The organism is Candidatus Collinsella stercoripullorum, assembly GCF_027669965.1.
GTDB lineage: Bacteria > Actinomycetota > Coriobacteriia > Coriobacteriales > Coriobacteriaceae > Collinsella > Collinsella stercoripullorum.
This window is the reverse complement of sequence record NZ_JAQECM010000018.1, coordinates 7,377-25,763: the sequence shown is the minus strand read 5'-3', so window position 1 is coordinate 25,763 and position 18,387 is coordinate 7,377. Positions and strand designations below refer to the sequence as shown.

Below are 18,387 nucleotides of genomic sequence, written 5' to 3'. Positions count from 1 at the left end.
ACCCTTCTCGCTAGGTATTCGGTATGGATGGGAGCGCGCGGCAGCCGTCCGGAAACCGCGGCCGGCGCGCGCCGTGCGCAGCGAAAGGGCCCTGCGGGACGTCGCGTCCCGCAGGGCCCGGGCCTACGCGGACGCCGGCTTCGAGCTCGGCGCGTCGAGGAACATCTGGAACCCGTCCAGCAGGGGACTGTGCAGCGCCGACGGGTAGCACAGGATGCCGACCGCGCCGTCGCCCACATGCGTGGCGATGCACGGCCCGATGGTGGCCACGCCGGCGCAGGTGCCGTCCAGCTCGTTGGTCTCGAGCGGCTTCTCCAGCATGGCCAGCGCGCGGTCGGCGCGCGTGTGCAGCTCGTAGTAGGTGAGCGCCCCCTGCTCCTGGGAGCGGCGCGCCATCTGGCGCACCATGAAGCCGATGCCGTTGCGCAGGCCCTTCGCCTTGTGCGCGACCTCGATCCGGCCGCCCTCGCCCACCTCGATGACGACCTTCACGTTCAAGATGGAGGTCGCCAGGTGCTGGGCGCGCGTGGCGCGGCCGCCCTTCACCAGGTTCCCGAGGTTGTCCGGGATGAAGTAGATCTTCGCGGTGTCGCGGATGGCGAGCACGCGCTCGATCGCCTCGTCGATGGTGCCGCCGGCCTCGGCGATCGCCGCGGCCTCGAGCACCATGGCGCCCTCGCCGACGGTGGCCGAGTAGCTGTCGATCACCTCGAGGCGCATGCCGTCGGGCATCTGGCGTGCCAGGAAGCGCGGGGTCTCGATGGTCGCGGACAGCTCGCGGGCGATGTGGATCGACAGGATGTCGGTGTACCCCTCGTCCGCCAGCTGGCGGTACACCTCGACGAACTCCGCCGGCGAGGGCTGCGAGGTGCGCGGGAGCTCCTTCTGCTCGCCCAGCAGGTCGAGGTACTCGCCGATCTGGATGTCGACGCCGTCGCGGTAGTCGCGCCCGTCCACCATGATGTGCAGCGGCACGACGCGGATCCCCAGGCGCTCGGCGGTCTCGTGGTTGATGTCCGACGCGCTGTCGGTGACGACGGCGAACTTGCGCATGGCTGGCACCCTTAGTCCCAGAAGCGGTTGATGGTCTGCTCGCGGTCCGGGCCCACCGAGACGAAGGTCACACGGGTGCGGGCCAGCTTCTCGATGAAGGCGACGTAGTCGCGCGCCTCCTGCGGCAGCTCGTCGAAGCTGCGGCAGGCGGAGATGTCGCACTTCCAGCCGGGCAGCTCCTCGTAGACCGGCACGGCGCCGGCGAACACGCTCTCGTGCTCCGGGACGGTGGTGTAGCGCACGCCGTCGCACTCGTAGGCGACGCAGACCTTGATGGTGTCGAAGGCCGACAGCACGTCCAGCTTGGTGAGCGCGATGTCGGTGAGGCCGTTCACGCGCGCGGCGTAGTTGGCGATCACGCCGTCGAACCAGCCCACGCGGCGGCGGCGCCCGGTGGTGACGCCGTACTCGTAGCCGTCCTCGGTGAGGGTGCGGCCCTCGTCCGTCTCGTAGGCGAGCTCGGTCGGCATGGGGCCGGAGCCCACGCGGGTGATGTAGGCCTTCATGATGCCGAGCACGCGGTCGATGTTCTTCATGCCCACGCCCGAGCCCGTCACGGCGCCGCCGGCGGTGCAGTTGGACGAGGTCACGAACGGGTAGGTGCCGTGGTCGATGTCGAGCAGGGTCGCCTGGGCGCCCTCGAACAGGATGGACTTGCCGGCCTCGGCCATCTCGTTGAGCAAAAGCCCGCTCTCGCAGATGTAGGGGCGCAGGCGCTCGGCGTAGGGCAGGTACTCGTCGCAGATCTGCTCGACGGTGTAGGTCGGCATGCCGAAGATCTTCTCGAGCTGCGGGTTCACGCGGTCGAGCGCGCGGGCGAGCTTCTCGCGGAACACGCCCTCGTCGAGCAGGTCCTGCATGCGCAGGCCGATGCGCGCCATCTTGTCCTGGTAGCACGGGCCGATGCCGCGCTTGGTGGTGCCGATGTTGTGGTCGCCCAGCAGCTGCTCGTAGGCGCCGTCCAGGTCCATGTGGTACGGCATGATCACATGCGCGTTGCCCGAGACCTTGAGGTTGGCGGTCGAGATCCCGTCGTTTTCGAACATGTCGATCTCTTCCAGCAGGACCTTGGGGTTCACCACGCAGCCGTTGCCGATCACCGAGACGCACTCCGGGTACATGATGCCCGACGGCACCTGGTGCAGGCCGTACTTGCGATCTCCCACCACGATGGTATGGCCGGCGTTGTTGCCGCCCTGATAACGGACGACGCAATCGAAGTCCCCGGCGATCAGGTCGCAGATCTTGCCCTTGCCCTCATCGCCCCACTGGGTACCGACCAGCACTGTCGACGGCATGTCTTCTCCTCACGTGAATGCGCGGCGCCCGTCGCGCGGGCGCTCAAACAGCTCCGTCATGCCTGCGGCGCAGGCACTCAAACATTTCTATTATAGGCATGCGGGCAGGTCGGGCGAGCACATAGTCGCAAGCGGGCGGCAATCTCCCCAAAGGGCGCGCCCGCGGCGCCCCCGCATGCCGTCGCGGGGCAGGGCGACCGCGGCCGGTCCGTGCCGCACGCAGGGCTCGTCGCCTGTTGGGTGCTGGGGCCGCAGCCGAGTTCCGTCCCCACGACCGCGCCCGCGGCGAGCGGACGTCCTGCACCCCCGCCCTCTGCCCAGCATCACCCCACGACCGCGGCGACCGGACCGGACCCCCGCGGCCGAGAAAAAGGCGGCGGCCGGGTACCCTCCCCGGCCGCCGCGCGCTGAGCCTATTCGTCCGCGTGCTCGTTGAGCTCGTAGAACTTCGTGGATGCCGGCAGGAAGACCAGGTCCACGTCGCCGATCGGGCCCGAGCGGTTCTTCGCGACGATGATGCGGGTGATGCCCTCGGGCGGGCGGTCGTCGCGCCCGGCCTCCTGCTCGGAGCTCGAGCGGTCGAGGAACATGACGATGTCGGCGTCCTGCTCGATGGAGCCGGATTCGCGCAGGTCGGAGAGCTGGGGGCGCTTGCCCGTGCGGGACTCGACCGCACGCGACAGCTGCGACAGCGACACCACCGGCACGGCGAGCTCCTTCGCCATGATCTTGAGGGCGCGGCTCATCTCCGAGACCTCGACGGCGCGGTTCTCCGCGCGGCGCCCCGCCGGCGGGCTCACGAGCTGCAGGTAGTCCAGGATGATGACGGCTTTCTCCTTGTTGTGGAGCATGCGGCGCGCCTTGGCACGGATCTCGGTCACCGTGGTGCCCGGCGTGTCGTCGATCAGGATGTCGAGACGCGACAGGTCCTGCGTCGCCTCGTTGATGTTGGCCCACTCCTGCGGCGAGATCCGCCCGGTGCGGAAGTTGGACATGTTGATCTGGGCGTGTGCGCAGATGAAGCGCTGCGCGATCTCCTTGCCCGACATCTCGAGCGAGAAGAACGCGACCGTGTAGCCCTCGCTCGCCGCGTTGAGCGCCAGGTTCAGCGCGAACGAGGTCTTGCCCACGGCGGGGCGGGCGCCGATGATGACGAGCTGGCCCTCGCGCAGGCCCATCAGCATGCGGTCGAGGCTCGGGTAGCCCGTCGGCGCGCCGTGCACCTCGCCGCCCGCCGCGCAGACCTCCTCGGCCTCGTTGTAGGCCTCGATCATGAACTCGGTGAGCGATTTGTACGAGCTGCGCACCTCGCGCGCGGTGACCGAGAGCAGCATCGACTCGGCGCGCTCGATGACCTCCTTGGTATCGGAGGGGGCGTCGTAGGCCAGCGCGTTGATCTGGTTGGTCGCGCCGATGATCTCGCGCAGCATGGAATCGCGCCGCACGATGCCGGCATGGTGCTGCCAGTTGACGAGGCTCAAGGTCTGGCCCATGAGCTCGAGGATGTACGCCTCGCCGCCCACGGCCTCCAACTTGCCCGTGGAGTTGAGGTAGTCGATGAGCGAGATGGCGTCGATCGGCAGGTTGCGGTCGTACATCTCGTGCATCGCCTGGAACAGCGTCTTGTGCGCCGGGCGGTAGAAGTCATCGGGCAGAAGCTCGACGAGGGCCTCCTCGACGACCTCGCCGGACAGCAGCATCGCCGCCAGGACGTTCGCCTCGGCCTCGACGTTGTTGGGCAGGCCCATGTGCGCGCCGCGCTCGGCCACGCCCGCCGGCTGCCAAGAGAAATCCTGAGAGGCCATGCGCGCCCCCTTCCCGGTCGTCCCGTCCATGTCCCTGTTCCCGCACATCCCGAGCGGCGCGCAGGTCGCCACCGCAGCGCGCAGCCAGCCGATACCGTTGAGGCCCGTGCAGCCGCGGATGCGTGCAGCCCGGAGACCCCGTGAGATGCAGGCAGTGCTCCTGAGGCGCAGGCGGCATCGAGCGCCCGCCGGTCGCTCTCGGTCCCGGAGCACGCGGGCCGTCCTGCGTCGCGGACCTCAATGGTACCAGCTCCACCCACGACGACGTCGCCTCGTCAACCCCTTGTTTGGAGGTCCTGCGGTATCGACAGCCGCTGTCGAAAAACCCTTCCGCGGATTCCCGGCCGAATCTGAGTTATCGACGTTTTGAACATTTTTTCCCGAACATGGAATCGGGTTTTGAACAGCTCTCCGTCTACCTGCGAGTATTCATTTTGAATTGAAGTTTTACGGCGTTTTGATTAAAGCCTTACTTGAAGGTTTTATGAAAGCGCAGGTAGTGTATGGCGTCTTATACATTCCGCAGGATAGGGGCGCTATTCCGTATGCATCCGACATCCGAAGCGTATCCGGCGGTGAGGCGCATGTCCATGAAGGCCGAAAACCCTCCTGTCGATTACTCACCCATACGGAGGGCCGTTCACCCGGGGCGGGATCATGCGCGAAAACCAGGCCCGTTCGGCCATGGCGAGTCCCCTGCGGGCGACGGCGCAGCTTCCGCCTGCTCCGGGGCGATGACCCGCCGCCGCCCGCCTGCAGGCGAGGAGGGCCATCCGATCCGCACCTCCCGCGGCGCGTAAACGGAAAACGGCCCGAGCGCACGGGGCGCTCGGGCCGCGGACTCGCGAACGGGTTGCGAGCTTGGGCTACTCGGCGGCAGCCTCGGTCTCGGTGGCCTCGACAGCCTCCTCCTCGGCGACCTCGGCCTCCTCAGCCTCGGCCTCCTCGGCGGTCACGCCGACCATGACGTTCACGGTGGCGCGGATGTCGCGGTACAGGGAGACGACCACGGGGTGCGTGCCGGCGACCTTGATGGGCTTGCCGAGCTCGACGCGCTTGCGGTCGACGTCCTGATCGAGCTGGGCCTTGATGGCGTCAGCGATCATGGCGCTGGTGACGGAGCCGAACAGGATGCCCTCGTCGCCGACCTTGGCGTCGACGGTGACGGCCTTGCCGTCCAGGACCTCCTTGAGCGCGTTGGCGTTCGCGATGCGAACGGCCTCGCGCTTGGCGATGTTGTTGCGGCGCTCCTCGAGCTGCTTCAGGTTGCCCTTGGTAGCCGCCACGGCGAGCTTCTTAGGGAAGAGATAGTTCTCGGCGTAACCCTGAGCGACGTCGATGACGTCACCCTCGCCGCCCTTGCCCTTGATCTCACCCAGAAGAACGACTTTCATGAGATCTCCTTGCAGATAGCACCGTTTGAAACGGCGCAGTGGTTACTGTGTGACCCGATCGCGCGAGCCGTCCCGCGGAAGCTTGCGGAAGTTGGCCCAGATGTCGATCAGGCCGACGATGCTCATGGCGAAGAGCATCATCTCGGACCAGAACAGGAAAAAGATGCAGACGGTCCTCGTCAGGCAGCCCATGCGGCTCCGCGTCATCAGCGCGCTCACCACGCCGAAGCCCTGAAGGGCGAAGATGATGCGGACGCTCATGAACACCGTCGTGCTGACGGTGCGCACGAGCCCGGATTCCGGGATCCCCGTGAAGGAGACCCCGAAGCCCACCACCGCGAGCGCGAGCACGGCGACGCTCCACATGGGCACGTCGAACCGTGCGAGCGACGGCCTGCCGGGCTCCCCCGTGCAGCGCACGCCCATGAGGTAGGACCCGATCCCCGCGACCAGGCAGTCGAAGGCGGCGCCCGTCACGTAGATGAGCGGCCAGACGGCCTCGACCACGGGTTGGATCTGCGCCAAGAGCAGGTCGCCCTCGACGCCCGTCCCCACGGACTCGCGCAGCGCCGCCATCAGGTAGGCGACGGCCGTCTCGCTGACGGAGATCCCCGAGATCGCGGCGATCGCCGCATCGATCCCGAAGCTCACCAGCGAGCCGATGACGACCGCCACGGACATGTTGGTGACCGTGGCGCCGCGCCACATGCAGAGCACGACCGCTGCCGAGCACACCAGGACGGGTGCCAGGAGCGCCGCGTACCCCACGCCCGCGACCAGCGCCGCCGCGATCAGCACCGCGCTCTCGGCAAACGAGATCGCGACACCGCGCGCGCCGGACGCCTCGGCGAGCTCGCGCATGCCGTACGCCATGAGGATGGCGCCGGCGAACGGGAGGAACAACGAAACCAGGCAACCGAGCACCAGCATCAGCGAGCCGTGTGCCACCCGGGGCGCGATGCGCTTCGGGGACGGGCCGCTCGGGACTATCGAGCCCTGCTGGGAATCGGCGCTCGGTTCCTGCATCTACCGGTCCTCGTCCCTCGCCTAGCCGCGGTTGCGCTCGCCGCGGGAGGAAACCACGGGAACGGTGTAGGGCAGGAGAGCCATCTCGCGGGCGCGCTTGATGGCGTTCGCGATGTCGTGCTGGTGCTGCGTGCAAGCGCCAGTGACGCGACGGGGCTTGATCTTGCCGCGGTCGGTCATGTACTTACGGAGAAGCTGAGTATCCTTGTAATCGATGTACTCGGTGTTCTCCTTGCAGAACTGGCAGTACTTACGACGCGGCTGACGTGCTGAATAATCATTAGCCATGTCAAAATACCTTTCATTTGGCGCCGCCGCGTACCGCCGCAGCGCCGCTCACTGGTTACCCATCCCGGAAGACGGCGGGCCGCCTAGAACGGGATGTCCTCATCGTAGACGTCGACCGCCGGCGGAGCCTGCACGGGTGCAGGAGCCGCATGCGGGGCGGGGGCGGAGTAGCCGCCGCCATAGGACGCGCCGGAGTCGGGGGCGTAGCCGCCCTGCTGCTGACCGCGGCTCATGAACTCGATCTCATCGACGATGACCTCGAGCTTGCTGCGACGCTGGCCGTCGCGCTCCCACGAGCTGTAGCGCAGCTTCCCCTCGATCGCGACCTTCGACCCCTTCTGGAGGTAGCGGTTCACGGCCTCGGCGCGGGTGCCGAACATCGTGCAGTCCACGAAGTTGGGATAGTCCTCCCACTCGCCGGTCTGCGGATTGCGGCGGCGGTCGTTGACCGCCACGCCGAACGAGAGCACCTGGGTGCCGCTCGCGGTGGCGCGCAGCTCGGGATCGCGCGTCAGGTTGCCGGAGATGTTGACTCGGTTGATGCTCATGTCAGACTCACTACCTCTCTTGCGCGGGACCGCTCACGCGGACCCGCCTTCCAAACGGTCCTTACTCCATGTCGTCGCGACGAACGATCATGTGACGAACCACGGCATCGGTGATGCGCAGCACGCGGTCGAGCTCGGCGATCTGGGTCGGATCTGCGTGGAAGTTGATGAGGGTGTAGTCACCTTCGGTGAGCTTGTTGATCTCGTAGGCGAGCTTGCGCTTGCCCCACTCGTCAACGTTGTCAACCTTGCCGTTGCCGGCGGCGATCGTGGTATCGATGCGCTTCATCACGGCGAGACGGGTCTCGGGATCGAGAGCGGGGTCGACAAAGAACAGCAGTTCATAGGCCTTCATGTGGTCACCTCCTCTGGGCATAAGGCTCCAGGTCGTGAAGGTGCGCCCGGAGCAGGAAAGGACTCGGTAACTGTAGACCAATCCCCGCCGCAGCTCAAGTTCGCGCAGGTACTCCCTCATGACCTCCACACAAGCAGGGTGGTCGGACGCGTCGCCCGGCCGCCGTGCCGCGCCCCCCGACTATCTCATGCCGTCCCGACAACGAACCCGCACCCGTCCCGGTCCCTCGGTCGCGCATCCCGGTCCGGCCTTGCCCGAATCCGACAGCCGCAGGCAGCCGGCGTTCCGAACCCGGTGTCGGCGCGCCTCGGACCCCGGGCCTCCACGGAAAGAACGCCGTGGCGTCCCGTCCGGCGACACAGGTTGAAACGAACCCGTCCCCAACCAACCCATCCTGCCCTCGGCTGACTCCGGCCCGCTTCCCCATGGGAGGGGCGGCCTCGGCATAGGTTGAAACGAACCTGTCCCCAACCAACCCACCCAACCAACCCATACGAAAACGGGGCCGCACCGGGGGCTAACCCCGGATACGGCCCCGTCGCGGGTCTGGAAGGGGTGCCGTCGGCTGCGCTATCGGTCAGTCTCGGGCTTCCCGCCCTCGGGGTCATCCCCCGAGGCCTCGACGGCCTCCTCGCCATCCGAAGCGTTCTCCGCGGCCTCGGCGTCGGCCCCGCCCTCGTCAACGGGGACGACCGCGGCATCCCAACCGCCGACCGCCGGCATGGCGATGACGCGGGACTCTTCGTCCGCAGGGGCTCCGCCCGCCTGGACATCCCCCGCGGGAGCATCGCCCGCCGACTCCACGCCTCCCGGCGCATCGACCGTCTGCACCGGAGCCGTCTCCGTCGCATCCGCCGCGACCGCAACCTCCGGCACCGCGCTCGCAGCCGGCTCCGTCGCCGCGGCCGGCGGCACAACCGCGCCAGGGGCCGGAGCTGCGGATGCATCAGCCCCCGCAGCGGGAGACGCCACCGGAGCCGCACCCGCCACCGGGGCCGCACCCGCCACCGGGGCCACCGGGGCCGCCGTGCCCGGAGCCGCGGCGGAGCCGTGTCCCGCGCCCGCCGCTGTGGCCGCACCGGCAGCAGCGGCAGCGACACCCGCCGCCGCGGCCGCCCCGTACGCCGAAGCGGGGGCGGTCGCGGAATCCGCGCCGGGCTGCTGTGGCATCGCCGCCTGGGGCCGGGCCGGCGCACCGGCTCCCGTGCCCGGGAACCTCACCGGCACGCCGTCGGGCAGCGGTGCGGAGGACACGCCCCACAGGTCTACGCGGAAGCGGCAGAACCACTGCCCCATCGCGTTGATGGACACGAGCTGCATCGTGATGGAGATCGCCGACCCCGCGAACGCCGCGGCCAGGGCGACCACGACCAGCAGGATCACGAGCCCGGGTCCCGCCCCGTACAGCAGCCGCTCGATGATGGTGTCGCTCGCGATCCCCATGCTGAGCGCGACGCCCATCGCCCCGCCGAACGCGGCCAGACCGCCGGCGAGCGTCACGACCATGGCGTACACCGAGTTCACGATCCCGCCGATGAGGGAGACCGCATACGCATGGAAGAACCCGCCGGGATCGCGCGCGACCATCTGGAACAGGCGGTCGATGCGCCATCCCGCCCCGAAGCTGTCGTAGAGCGTCGCGCGCAGCATCGCCGCGGTGATGAACGCGCCCATAAGCAGGTTGACGACCAGCACCGCGATCCCCAGCACCGAGGTCACGTCGCCGGCAAGGGTGATCACGGAGTCGGCGAAGATGCTCGACCCGAACGGGAGCGAGGTGATCGAATACCAGCGGCCGAACAGGATCGTGTCGACGATCCCCGTCACCAAGCCCATCGTCAGCATCACGAGGAACGCGATGCCCCCGGTCGCGAGCACCTTGCCGTAGGCCACGCTGCGCTGCTTGGGCGCGGCGTCGACGCCCCACGCCGTGAGGCGCGCCCACTCGAGGCCGTAACCCAAGATGGCGATCTGCCCCAGGATGGGGATCCACCCGACGAGGGTGAGCATCAGGATCGGCTTTATCCACCCCTTGTCGCGGGTGAGCATCTTCCACGAGGTCGTGAAGCCGAGTTGCTGGGCGTACATGCGGGCCTCCTTCGTCATCAGAATACGGTCGGCGCCCCGGCGACGAGGCCGGCGAGCGCGGAGAACGCGAGCGGGAACAGGGGCGGAACCCCGAGCGGGACGCGGGCGGCGCCCGGTGGAGGGGCGGGGCATCGGCCGAGGTCGACGCCGAACGACGGAGCGGGGCGCAGGCCGAGGTCGACGCCGGGACCGGACGATACCGGGCCCTCGATCCCCGGGGCGGCCGCGCCGGGAGCCGTGACGGCATCGACGCGCTCCGCCGGAGAGAACAGGCTCTCCGCCCAGCCCACCGAGATCGGTCGGTCGGCGAAGCGCACGGAGCCGCCGTCCGCGCGGTAGCGCAGCGCGATGAGGTGCGCGCGAGCGTCTTCCCGCTCCGCCGCCTCGCAGATCAGCGCCCGGCCCGAGCCGGCGCCCCCGGTCTCGAGGGAGCCGTCGTACACGAACGCGTACAGGTCCGGCGCATCACGGGACACCAGCGAGCGGACCGACGCGTAGACCGCCTCGGCGGACCCCACGGGATGGTCCGTGACGTCGTAGCAGCCCGCGATCCGCGTGACGGTGAAGGGCACCAGGCCGCATCCCGCGGCAAGCCCCTCGCTCGCCTCGAGCAGGGCGTAGTCGACGGCGACGCGCAGCTGCTCGGAAAGCTCGGGGCCGGAATCCGGCTGGGTCTCGTGCGGCATGGCACCTCCTCTCGTCGTCTCTATGAGTGTATCCAGCGCCGCGGGGTCACGCGGGGTCGGAGGGTCACTTTAAGCGGACCTTAAGCAGGGCGACGGGGCGAAACCGGAGCGCCCGTCTGCGCGCGCGGGGAGGAGCACGCGTGTTTCCCCAGCTCCAGAGCCCGTCGCCACATTTTCCCAACGACCGGAGATTCCCGCTTGCGCGCCGCGCGGTTTACGGTAAAATTGCCTATGCATTTCACGGAGAGTTGTCCGAGTGGCCGAAGGAGCACGATTGGAAATCGTGTAGGCGCCAAAAGCGTCTCCAGGGTTCAAATCCCTGACTCTCCGCCAGCATCCTCTCATGGCGCGCCGTTTGACGCGCCATGTTTCACTCCATGCGGAGGAGTGGCAGAGTGGTTGAATGCGGCGGTCTCGAAAACCGTTTATCCGGTGTTCCCGGGTACGAGGGTTCGAATCCCTCCTCCTCCGCCATTTTTTCCTAACAAGCAAATACACCCTCACGCCCAGGGCGCCCTTCTGCACCCGTGCAGGAGGGGTTCGAACCCGCAGGGCGCGGAGCCGCGGGGACGCGCCGAGCGTCCCCCGGCGCAGCGCGCGAGGCCGGGCCGGAGGGCCGGCCTCCGGGCCACAGGACGGCGGGCGCCCTGCGCTCGCGGGTGAAATGCCGGGCATGAAGCCGACCCCCTACTTGTTCGGGCGGCGCGCGGGTATACTTTATCGATACCCGGCGGATTCCATAGGAGGCCGGCACATCCGCGAGCGGGCTTCGCCCGGAATGGAGTGAGCATGATCCCGATCATTATCGGCATCGTCGTCGTGATCATCATCGTCTGCGTGATCGCGGGCATCTACAACAACATGGTCACGCTGCGCAACCGCATCGACAACGCGTGGCAGAACATCGACACCCAGCTGCAGCGCCGCAACGACCTGATCCCCAACCTCGTGGAGACCGTCAAGGGCTACGCCTCCCACGAGAAGGAGGCGCTCGCCGCGGTCGTGAACGCGCGCAACGCCGCCACCGCCGCCGCCACCCCCGAGGACAAGATGGCCGCGGACAACATGCTGACCGGCGCGCTGCGCCAGCTGTTCGCCGTCGCCGAGGCCTATCCCGACCTCAAGGCGAACACCAACTTCATCCAGCTGCAGACCTCGCTCGAGGACACCGAGAACAAGGTCTCGTACGCGCGCCAGAGCTACAACGACTGCGTGCTCAACTACAACAACGCCATCCAGACCTTCCCCGGGGTCATCTTCGCGGGGATCTTCCAGTTCAAGGAGCGCTCCGGGTTCGAGGCCGACGAGGCCGCGCGCACCGTCCCGGAGGTCAAGTTCTAACCGGTCCGCACCCTGTCATCTCAGGATCGATCGGGCGCCCTTTCGGTACGAACGACCCCGTTTCCCGAACCGGGAACCGGGGGTCGAGCGTTCTCGCCGACAGGGCGCCTTTCTGTTGAAAAGCCCTTGGGAAGGCCTTCCCGCGCCCCGCCTCCTCATGCGCAGGTCTGGGCGGTAGCGATTAGCCGCATATTCCTAACCGTGCTGCCCGCTCCCCCGCGCGCAGGCCAGGACCCCCTGTCGATAACCCCTTGTCGCAATCTTCCCGATATCCAACATGAGACTCAGCATCTCCGCAGGTAAACTATATCGTTTTACTCTCCCGTCGAGCTGTCTCGTGCTACGCTTCCCCCATGTGCGGAAAGCTGCTGGACAAATCGGCGGTCATCTGCGACCTGTCGGCCTGGGCGTATTGGTCGACGCCGCCGATCGTACGGGATACCGACATCCCCCTTTCGGTCGCCACGAGCCTCGAAGGGCTCGGTATGCCCCCGCGCATGTTCTCCCTGCGGCGCGATTCGAGCGAGCCCGAGGCTCGGATCCGCGGCAGATTGCTCGGAGACCTCAAAGGGATCCCCCTCCCCATCAGCGTGCTCGTCGGACCCGATGCCGGCCGCAGGCGTACGCGGACAGTCGCCCCTAGGAAGATGCGCATCGACCTGAGCGACGACGACCTCGTCGACCTCGGCGCGGGCCTGTACGTCACCTCCCCCGAGGCGACCTTGCGCCACCTTGCGCGCAGACTCGAGCTCGGCGCGCTGCTCATGCGCATGTACGAGGCGTGCGGTCTGTACGCGATCTGCCCCGGGACCGCGAGGGCGCGCTACGTCGTCCGCGAGCTCGTCTCGGGCGGCCTCCTCGACCGCGACGTCGTCCGATCGTGGGAGCATTTCCCCGCGTACTCCGAGCCCTCCGGAAGCAGGGTCGCCTATGCCGACGACGCCCCCTGGGCCCCGTGCTTCAAACGGAACGGCAGCATCACCGACCTGTGGAAGCGCCCGCCGCTCACACGCGGCGAAGCCCTGCTGGAATCTATCGACCGCGTCGCCGCCCCGAAGGGGGTGCGCGGCCTGGCGCTCGCCCGGCGGGCGGCGGAGCAGGTCCTCGACGGCTCGGGCTCCCCTCTCGAATCGCGATGCGCCATCCTCATGTTCACCGCCCGCGAGCTGGGCGGCGAAGGCTGGCCGCGGCCGCACCTCAACCGGATCATCGAGCTGGACGAGAGCGGACGGAACCTGAGCGGGCAGAGGAGCTGCGTCGCGGACGCCCTGCTCCCCTCCCTGAACGCGATCATCGAGGTCAACGGCGAGGAATACCACGCGGACGAGTGGGGCTTCGCCGAGCGGTCCGGCAGGCTCCATGCGCTCGAGGGGATGGGATACACGGTGTTCGAGGTCATCGACGACCATCTCCGCGACCTCGATAAGCTCGATGACATGATGAGCGCCTGCGCCATGAAGCTCGGACTGCCGTTCCGCCCCAGGCTCTCCGATTTCGTGGTCGCAAGGGACGCTTTGCACCATCAGATCTTCAGTTGAGCTGGGAAAACGCGGATGTCTGCGTCGTTTCCGCAGGTGGACAGTGGATATCGAGCACAGAACACAACATGTTGTGATTTCGGCGGCGTCTGAGACATACGGCTGATTTACTGTAACGTTCAATTCGGAGGTTGTGAGTAGCTCGGCTCCGTCGCTTGATAAAAGTGCAGGTAAACAGCTCGCACCTAAACGAGTCTACTCCGAGGTCCGCGATTTAACGTTACAGTAAAAATGTTTACCACCCGGAAGCGGGGCGAAACGAACGATGCGGACAGCTCGCCGGCAAGGCCGCGGTCGTCGTGTCAGTAGCCCAGCGCCTGGAGGGCGAACATGACCACGGTCAGCACGGTGATGATGACGATGGTGGCCCAGGTGAGCACGTTCCAGGCCCTCCCGTTGCGATACCGCCCCATGATGTGCCGGTCCTGGGCGATAAGCAGCAGGAACACCAGCAGGACCGGCAGCAGCACGCCGTTGATGACCTGCGCGCTCATCATGATCTGGAACAGGTCGACGCCCGGCATGATCACCAGCAGGGCGGAGGCGGCGATCACCGCGGTGATGATGCCGCGGTACACCGGCGCCTCCTCCCAGCTGCGGTCCGCGCCGCGCTCCCACCCGAAGGCCTCGCAGATCGCGCTCGAGGTGACCCCGGGCAGCACGCACGCCGCCAGGAAGCTCGCCGCCACCAGCCCGGAGGCGAACAGGATGGTCGAGAACTCGCCGGCGATGGGCTCCAGGGCCAACGCCGCATCGGCCGCGTCGGACACCTGGATGCCGGCCGGATAGAGCACCGCACCCGTCGTGACCACGATGAACCATGCGACGGCGCACGCGATGACCGAGCCGCTCGCGGTATCGATGCGCTGCAGCACGATCCCGCTCTCGTCCACGTTCTTGTCCACGACGTTGTTCTGGGCGAGGAAGACCATCCACGGCGCGATGGTGGTGCCGATGGTCGCCACCAGCAGGGACACGTACTCGGGCTCGGCGATGACGTGCGGCGAGACGGTCGCCGCCGCGACCTGGCCCCAGTCCGGCCCCGCGAGGAAGGCCGCGACCACGTAGGTCACGAACACGCAGCTCACCGCGAGGAGGATCTTCTCGATGCGCCGGAAGCTCCCCGACATGGTGAGCATCCAGATCAGCAGCGCCACGAGCGGCACGGACACCGTCTTGGGCACGCCGAACAGCGCGAGCCCGCTCGCGATGCCCGCGAACTCGGAGATCGTCACAGCCGTGTTCGCGATCAGCAGCGCCGTCATCGCGAGCGCGCTGCGCCGCACCCCGAACTTCTCGCGGATCAGCGACGCGAAGCCCTTGCCCGTCACGCACCCGCAGCGCGCGGCGGTCTCCTGCACCACGATCAGGAGCACCGCCATGACGGGCAGCATCCACAGCGTCCCGTAGCCGTAGCTCGCCCCCGCGCTCGAGTACGTGGCGATCCCGCCCGCGTCGTTTCCCGAAAGCGCCGCCAGCAGCCCGGGGCCCATCGCCCCGAGCACCATCCCGACAGTCAGCTTCTCACGATTCCCGTTTCCCATTTCGCACCACCGGGTCGCCGTCTAGCACGCGATGAGGAAGATGGAGAGCGCGGATGCGACAGAGTACAGCGCGCAGAAGATCAGCACCGCCGAGACGCTCATGGCCGTGCCCGACGTGTTGAGGTCGTGCTCGTCGCGCCAGAACAGCACCTTGAGGTAGACGACCGACACCGCGCAGCACAGGAAGGTCACCGCGGCCGCGCACGCGAAGCTCGTCGAGAGCGCCCACGCGGACATGACCTCGCCGGACAGCACCGTGCTCACGGCCAGCGGGCCGCCGGGGGCCGCCACCAGGGAGAGCACGTCGTCCGGGTACGCCGCGCCGAGGACGAGCTGGCCGCAGAGGAAGACCACCGCCGCCAGGACCGCGCCGAGCAGCAGCGTCTGAAGGAAGAAGCCGAGGTAGGGCTTGTCCTCCCCGTCCGACTCGTCGTATTCGAGGTAGTAGTTCCTCACGAACGAGACCACGCGGCTCGATGCGATCAGGACGACCGGCATCGCGCACATGGGGTAGACGACGTACGAGCCGCCGACCCCGCACCACTCCAGCGCCGCCGCGATGATGCCCGAGGCGACCGCCCACACGAGCACCCAGTACTGCCGCCGCGCGAACCACGAGAACACGTGCATCGACTCCCCGGTGCCCGCGTCGCCCGAGCCGACGCCCGCGATCTGCAGATCCTCGGCGTGCTCCTCGTTCATGACCTCCATGGCGTCGTCCACCGTGACGATGCCCAGGATGTGCCGGCGCTCGTCGCACACGGGGATGGCCGCGAGGTTGTACTTGGTCATCTCCTCGGCCACCTCCTCCTGGTCCACATCGGGCGCGACCCACACGAGGTCGCGGTACGCCAGGTCCTTCAGGCGCGCGTCGCGGTCGGCCACGATCAGCGTGCGCAGCGACAGCACGCCGGTCAGCGCGCCGTCCGCATCGGTGGTGTAGACGTAGTAGACGCTCTCGAAGTCCTCGTCGAGCCCGCGCAGGCCCTCGATGGCGTCGGCCACGGTCGCGGTGGCCGGGAGCGCGACGAACTCGCTGGTCATAATGCGTCCCGCGGTGTCCTCCTCGTATCCGAGCAGGGTGCGGATGGCGCGCTCCTCCTTGACGCCCATCAGGCGCAGGAGCTTCTCGGCCTTCTCGTAGTCGAGCTCCTCGATGAGCGCCGCCGCGTCGTCGGGGTCCATGAGCGCGAGCATGGACGACGCGTCGCGGTCGGACAGGCCCTCGAGCATCTCCGCGACGAGCTCGTCGTCATCGAACTCGGAGATGGCCTCCGCCGCCTGGGCGGTATCCAGCTGGGCGAACACCTCGCCGCGCAGGCGCGGGTCCAGCTGCTCGATGATGTCGGCGATGTCTGCGGGGTGCAGCTCGCCCAGGGTCTTGTGGGACACCGAGAGCTTGATCGTCTGGGTCGAGCGCTCGAGCAGGTCCATGTACGACCAGGCGATGATCTCCTCGGGGATCGGCTTCCCCACGGCGCGGGCGAGCCGGACCGCCACGCGCTCGAGGGCCGGGTGCAGCGCCCGCAGGAGCCCGCGCGCGCCGACCTCGGCGCCGAGCAGGCGCAGCTGGTTCTCACCGGAGGTCGACAGCTTGATATCGTTCACGCGCACGACCTTGAGCCCCTGCGTGTCCACGATCTGCTTGTTCATGATGTCGCGGGCGAGCAGGACCTCGTCGGGCTGCAGGTAGGAGAAGCGGATGTCGGTGGCGGGCACCTTGAGGTAGACCCCGTCGTCATCGAAGCGCTCGACGTACTTGCGCCAGGAGATCATGAACGGCGTCTTGCCCGGGCCCTGGAAGGCCAGCGAGGTCACGTGCGGGAAGACCTCGCCCGTGGCGATGCCCAGGTCGTTGACGATGCCGATGCGCTCGCCCGTCGAATCGACGACCGGCAGCCTGAGCATCTCGGAAAGGTAGTTCATGGCGCTCCTTCGAGAACAGGATGGAAAGCTATGGCGCGCTACCCCGGCGCGCGCCGCTCGAAGGGCGTCCGCCAGGGTCAGCTACTGTGTGGTCGGGGTTTGGTTTTCACCGCGTTCCTTTCGACTGGCCCATACGCGAAACGCTCCCGCCGTCGGGCGGGAGCGGTCTCTACTATACATCGACCGGGGGTCGTTTGGGGGGCGACGCGGACCGCGCGCGGGCGGCGGCACCGCGACCGGGGTGCGGGCCGCACGGACCGCGCGCAAGCGGCGGCCCGATCGCGCGCCGCATCCGACCCGCATGGCCGACGGCGCGCAGCCGACGGTCCCGCAGCCGACTTCCGGCGCCCGCTAGAGGGCGGGGAGGGCCGCGTCCTCGGGCATCTCGACCGTGCCGTTGACGACGTCCTCGGGGAAGCGCCCGTCGAGCTCCATGAGATCGGACACCGTGACCAGCTCGTATCCGTCGGCGCGCAGCCCGTCGATGATGGCGGGGAGCGCCTCGACGTCCTGGCTGCGGTTTCCTCCGCCGTCGTGCATGAGCGCGATCGCCCCGTTGTAGGCGTTCGTGAGCACGTTGTTCGTGATCGAGGACGCCCCGGGCAGCTTCCAGTCGAGGGTGTCGATGTTCCACAGCACGTTGCAGCTGATGAGGTCCGCCGACCGCGCCCACTCCGTGGCGGTGAACGCCCCGTACGGCGCGCGAATCATCTGCGGCCTCACGCCCGACGCCTGCTCGATGGCGTCCGCCGCCGTGGTGATCTCCGAGCGCAGCGTGTCGCGGTCGCAGGTGGGCAGGTTCATGTGCTGGTTGGTATGGCTCGCCAGCTGGTTGCCGTTGTCGACGACCGTCTTGGACCGCGCGCCCGCGTTTCCGCCGAGGTTGAAGAAGGTCGCCTTGGCGTTCTTCTCCCTGAGGATGGCGAGGATGTCGTCGGTGTAGCCGCTCGGGCCGTCGTCGAAGGTGAGGGCGATGTACTTCTTGTCCCCCTTCGGCTTGGGGTTGAGGGCGCTCACCACCATGTCGACGGGCTCCTCGATGACCTCCTTGTCGACGGTCTCGCCGGACTGCTCGCCGGTCCAGACCACCTTCTTGCCCGCCTTGCCCCACTGCGACACGAACTGGATGGCGCCGCTGCCGTCCATCTGGATGCCGGGCAGCGCGTCGACCGTCTCCTCCTTGTAGGGCTCGACCGCGTCCGCACCGTCGGCCACCGTGATCTGGGAGTCGTCGACCACGCGGGCCTCGACGAGGTCCTCGGCTTCGAGCTGCTCCCCGTCGAAGGTCACCGCGCAGCGGTCGCCGCCGTCCTCGGAAATGACGTTGCCGCCCACCGAGAGCAGCCGTCCGGCCTTGACGCCGAAGTAGTCGTTGTCCTCCAGCAGCTGCTGGACGCTCGTGTTGATCTGGACGGTCCGCTCCTCGCCGTTGACGCTGAACTCGACGCTGCGCCAGAAGAACTGGTAGCCGATCCCCAGCGCCGCCGCGATGACGAT

15 protein-coding genes and 2 tRNA genes are annotated in these 18,387 nt (G+C 67.9%); 4 read left to right on the top strand and 13 right to left on the bottom strand.

Going from position 1 to position 18,387, the window contains the following annotated elements:
• Nucleotides 1-123: 123 nt before the first annotated feature.
• The 10 genes from PHA29_RS05505 to PHA29_RS05460 all read right to left on the bottom strand — a co-directional run bounded on the left by PHA29_RS05505 (nt 124) and on the right by PHA29_RS05460 (nt 10,541).
• Complete coding sequence (locus PHA29_RS05505; protein ID WP_270404996.1) at nt 124-1,053, bottom strand: DegV family protein; 930 nt, start codon at nt 1,051-1,053, stop codon at nt 124-126.
• Between the two features lie 11 nt (nt 1,054-1,064).
• Nucleotides 1,065-2,351: an adenylosuccinate synthase gene (locus PHA29_RS05500; RefSeq protein ID WP_270848541.1), complete on the bottom strand. Its 1,287-nt coding sequence runs from the start codon at nt 2,349-2,351 to the stop codon at nt 1,065-1,067.
• A 413-nt stretch (nt 2,352-2,764) separates the two neighbouring features.
• A complete protein-coding gene (gene dnaB, locus PHA29_RS05495) occupies nt 2,765-4,156 on the bottom strand; it encodes a replicative DNA helicase (protein ID WP_270404999.1) in 1,392 nt (463 codons plus the stop codon).
• 866 nt (nt 4,157-5,022) lie between these two features.
• Nucleotides 5,023-5,550: a 50S ribosomal protein L9 gene (gene rplI / locus PHA29_RS05490; RefSeq protein WP_270405000.1), complete on the bottom strand. Its 528-nt coding sequence runs from the start codon at nt 5,548-5,550 to the stop codon at nt 5,023-5,025.
• A gap of 42 nt (nt 5,551-5,592) precedes the next feature.
• Entirely contained in the window at nt 5,593-6,576 is a 984-nt protein-coding gene (locus tag PHA29_RS05485) for a YybS family protein (RefSeq protein WP_270848540.1), read from the bottom strand.
• A 21-nt stretch (nt 6,577-6,597) separates the two neighbouring features.
• Nucleotides 6,598-6,864: a 30S ribosomal protein S18 gene (gene rpsR / locus PHA29_RS05480; protein WP_235422271.1), complete on the bottom strand. Its 267-nt coding sequence runs from the start codon at nt 6,862-6,864 to the stop codon at nt 6,598-6,600.
• An 83-nt stretch (nt 6,865-6,947) separates the two neighbouring features.
• Nucleotides 6,948-7,412, bottom strand: coding sequence for a single-stranded DNA-binding protein (locus PHA29_RS05475; RefSeq protein WP_270405002.1), 465 nt, complete (start codon nt 7,410-7,412; stop codon nt 6,948-6,950).
• Nucleotides 7,413-7,473: 61 nt separating this feature from the next.
• Nucleotides 7,474-7,767 carry a 30S ribosomal protein S6 gene (gene rpsF / locus PHA29_RS05470; RefSeq protein ID WP_270405003.1) on the bottom strand — a complete coding sequence of 98 codons (294 nt, stop codon included), beginning with the start codon at nt 7,765-7,767 and terminating at the stop codon, nt 7,474-7,476.
• A gap of 570 nt (nt 7,768-8,337) precedes the next feature.
• Nucleotides 8,338-9,855 carry a DUF4013 domain-containing protein gene (locus tag PHA29_RS05465; RefSeq protein ID WP_270848537.1) on the bottom strand — a complete coding sequence of 506 codons (1,518 nt, stop codon included), beginning with the start codon at nt 9,853-9,855 and terminating at the stop codon, nt 8,338-8,340.
• 17 nt (nt 9,856-9,872) lie between these two features.
• A complete protein-coding gene (locus PHA29_RS05460; RefSeq protein ID WP_270848536.1) occupies nt 9,873-10,541 on the bottom strand; it encodes a hypothetical protein in 669 nt (222 codons plus the stop codon).
• A 242-nt stretch (nt 10,542-10,783) separates the two neighbouring features.
• Here PHA29_RS05460 and PHA29_RS05455 point away from each other — a divergent pair.
• The 4 genes from PHA29_RS05455 (at nt 10,784) to PHA29_RS05440 (ending at nt 13,420) form a co-directional block, all read left to right on the top strand.
• Nucleotides 10,784-10,874: transfer RNA gene (locus PHA29_RS05455), tRNA-Ser, on the top strand.
• 48 nt (nt 10,875-10,922) lie between these two features.
• Nucleotides 10,923-11,015, top strand: a tRNA-Ser gene (locus PHA29_RS05450).
• A gap of 315 nt (nt 11,016-11,330) precedes the next feature.
• A complete protein-coding gene (locus PHA29_RS05445) occupies nt 11,331-11,882 on the top strand; it encodes a LemA family protein (RefSeq protein ID WP_270405724.1) in 552 nt (183 codons plus the stop codon).
• Between the two features lie 353 nt (nt 11,883-12,235).
• Entirely contained in the window at nt 12,236-13,420 is a 1,185-nt protein-coding gene (locus tag PHA29_RS05440) for a hypothetical protein (protein ID WP_270405725.1), read from the top strand.
• Nucleotides 13,421-13,722: 302 nt separating this feature from the next.
• Here PHA29_RS05440 and PHA29_RS05435 read toward each other — a convergent pair whose 3' ends face one another.
• The 3 genes from PHA29_RS05435 to PHA29_RS05425 form a co-directional block, all read right to left on the bottom strand.
• Nucleotides 13,723-14,964, bottom strand: a complete 1,242-nt coding sequence (locus PHA29_RS05435; RefSeq protein WP_270405726.1) for an Nramp family divalent metal transporter — start codon at nt 14,962-14,964, stop codon at nt 13,723-13,725.
• 21 nt (nt 14,965-14,985) lie between these two features.
• Nucleotides 14,986-16,890 (bottom strand): magnesium transporter MgtE N-terminal domain-containing protein, encoded by a 1,905-nt coding sequence (locus PHA29_RS05430; RefSeq protein WP_270405727.1) that lies wholly within the window; start codon nt 16,888-16,890, stop codon nt 14,986-14,988.
• A gap of 351 nt (nt 16,891-17,241) precedes the next feature.
• On the bottom strand, nt 17,242-18,387 hold a 1,146-nt coding region (locus PHA29_RS05425), incomplete at its 5' end, for a polysaccharide deacetylase family protein (RefSeq protein WP_270848535.1).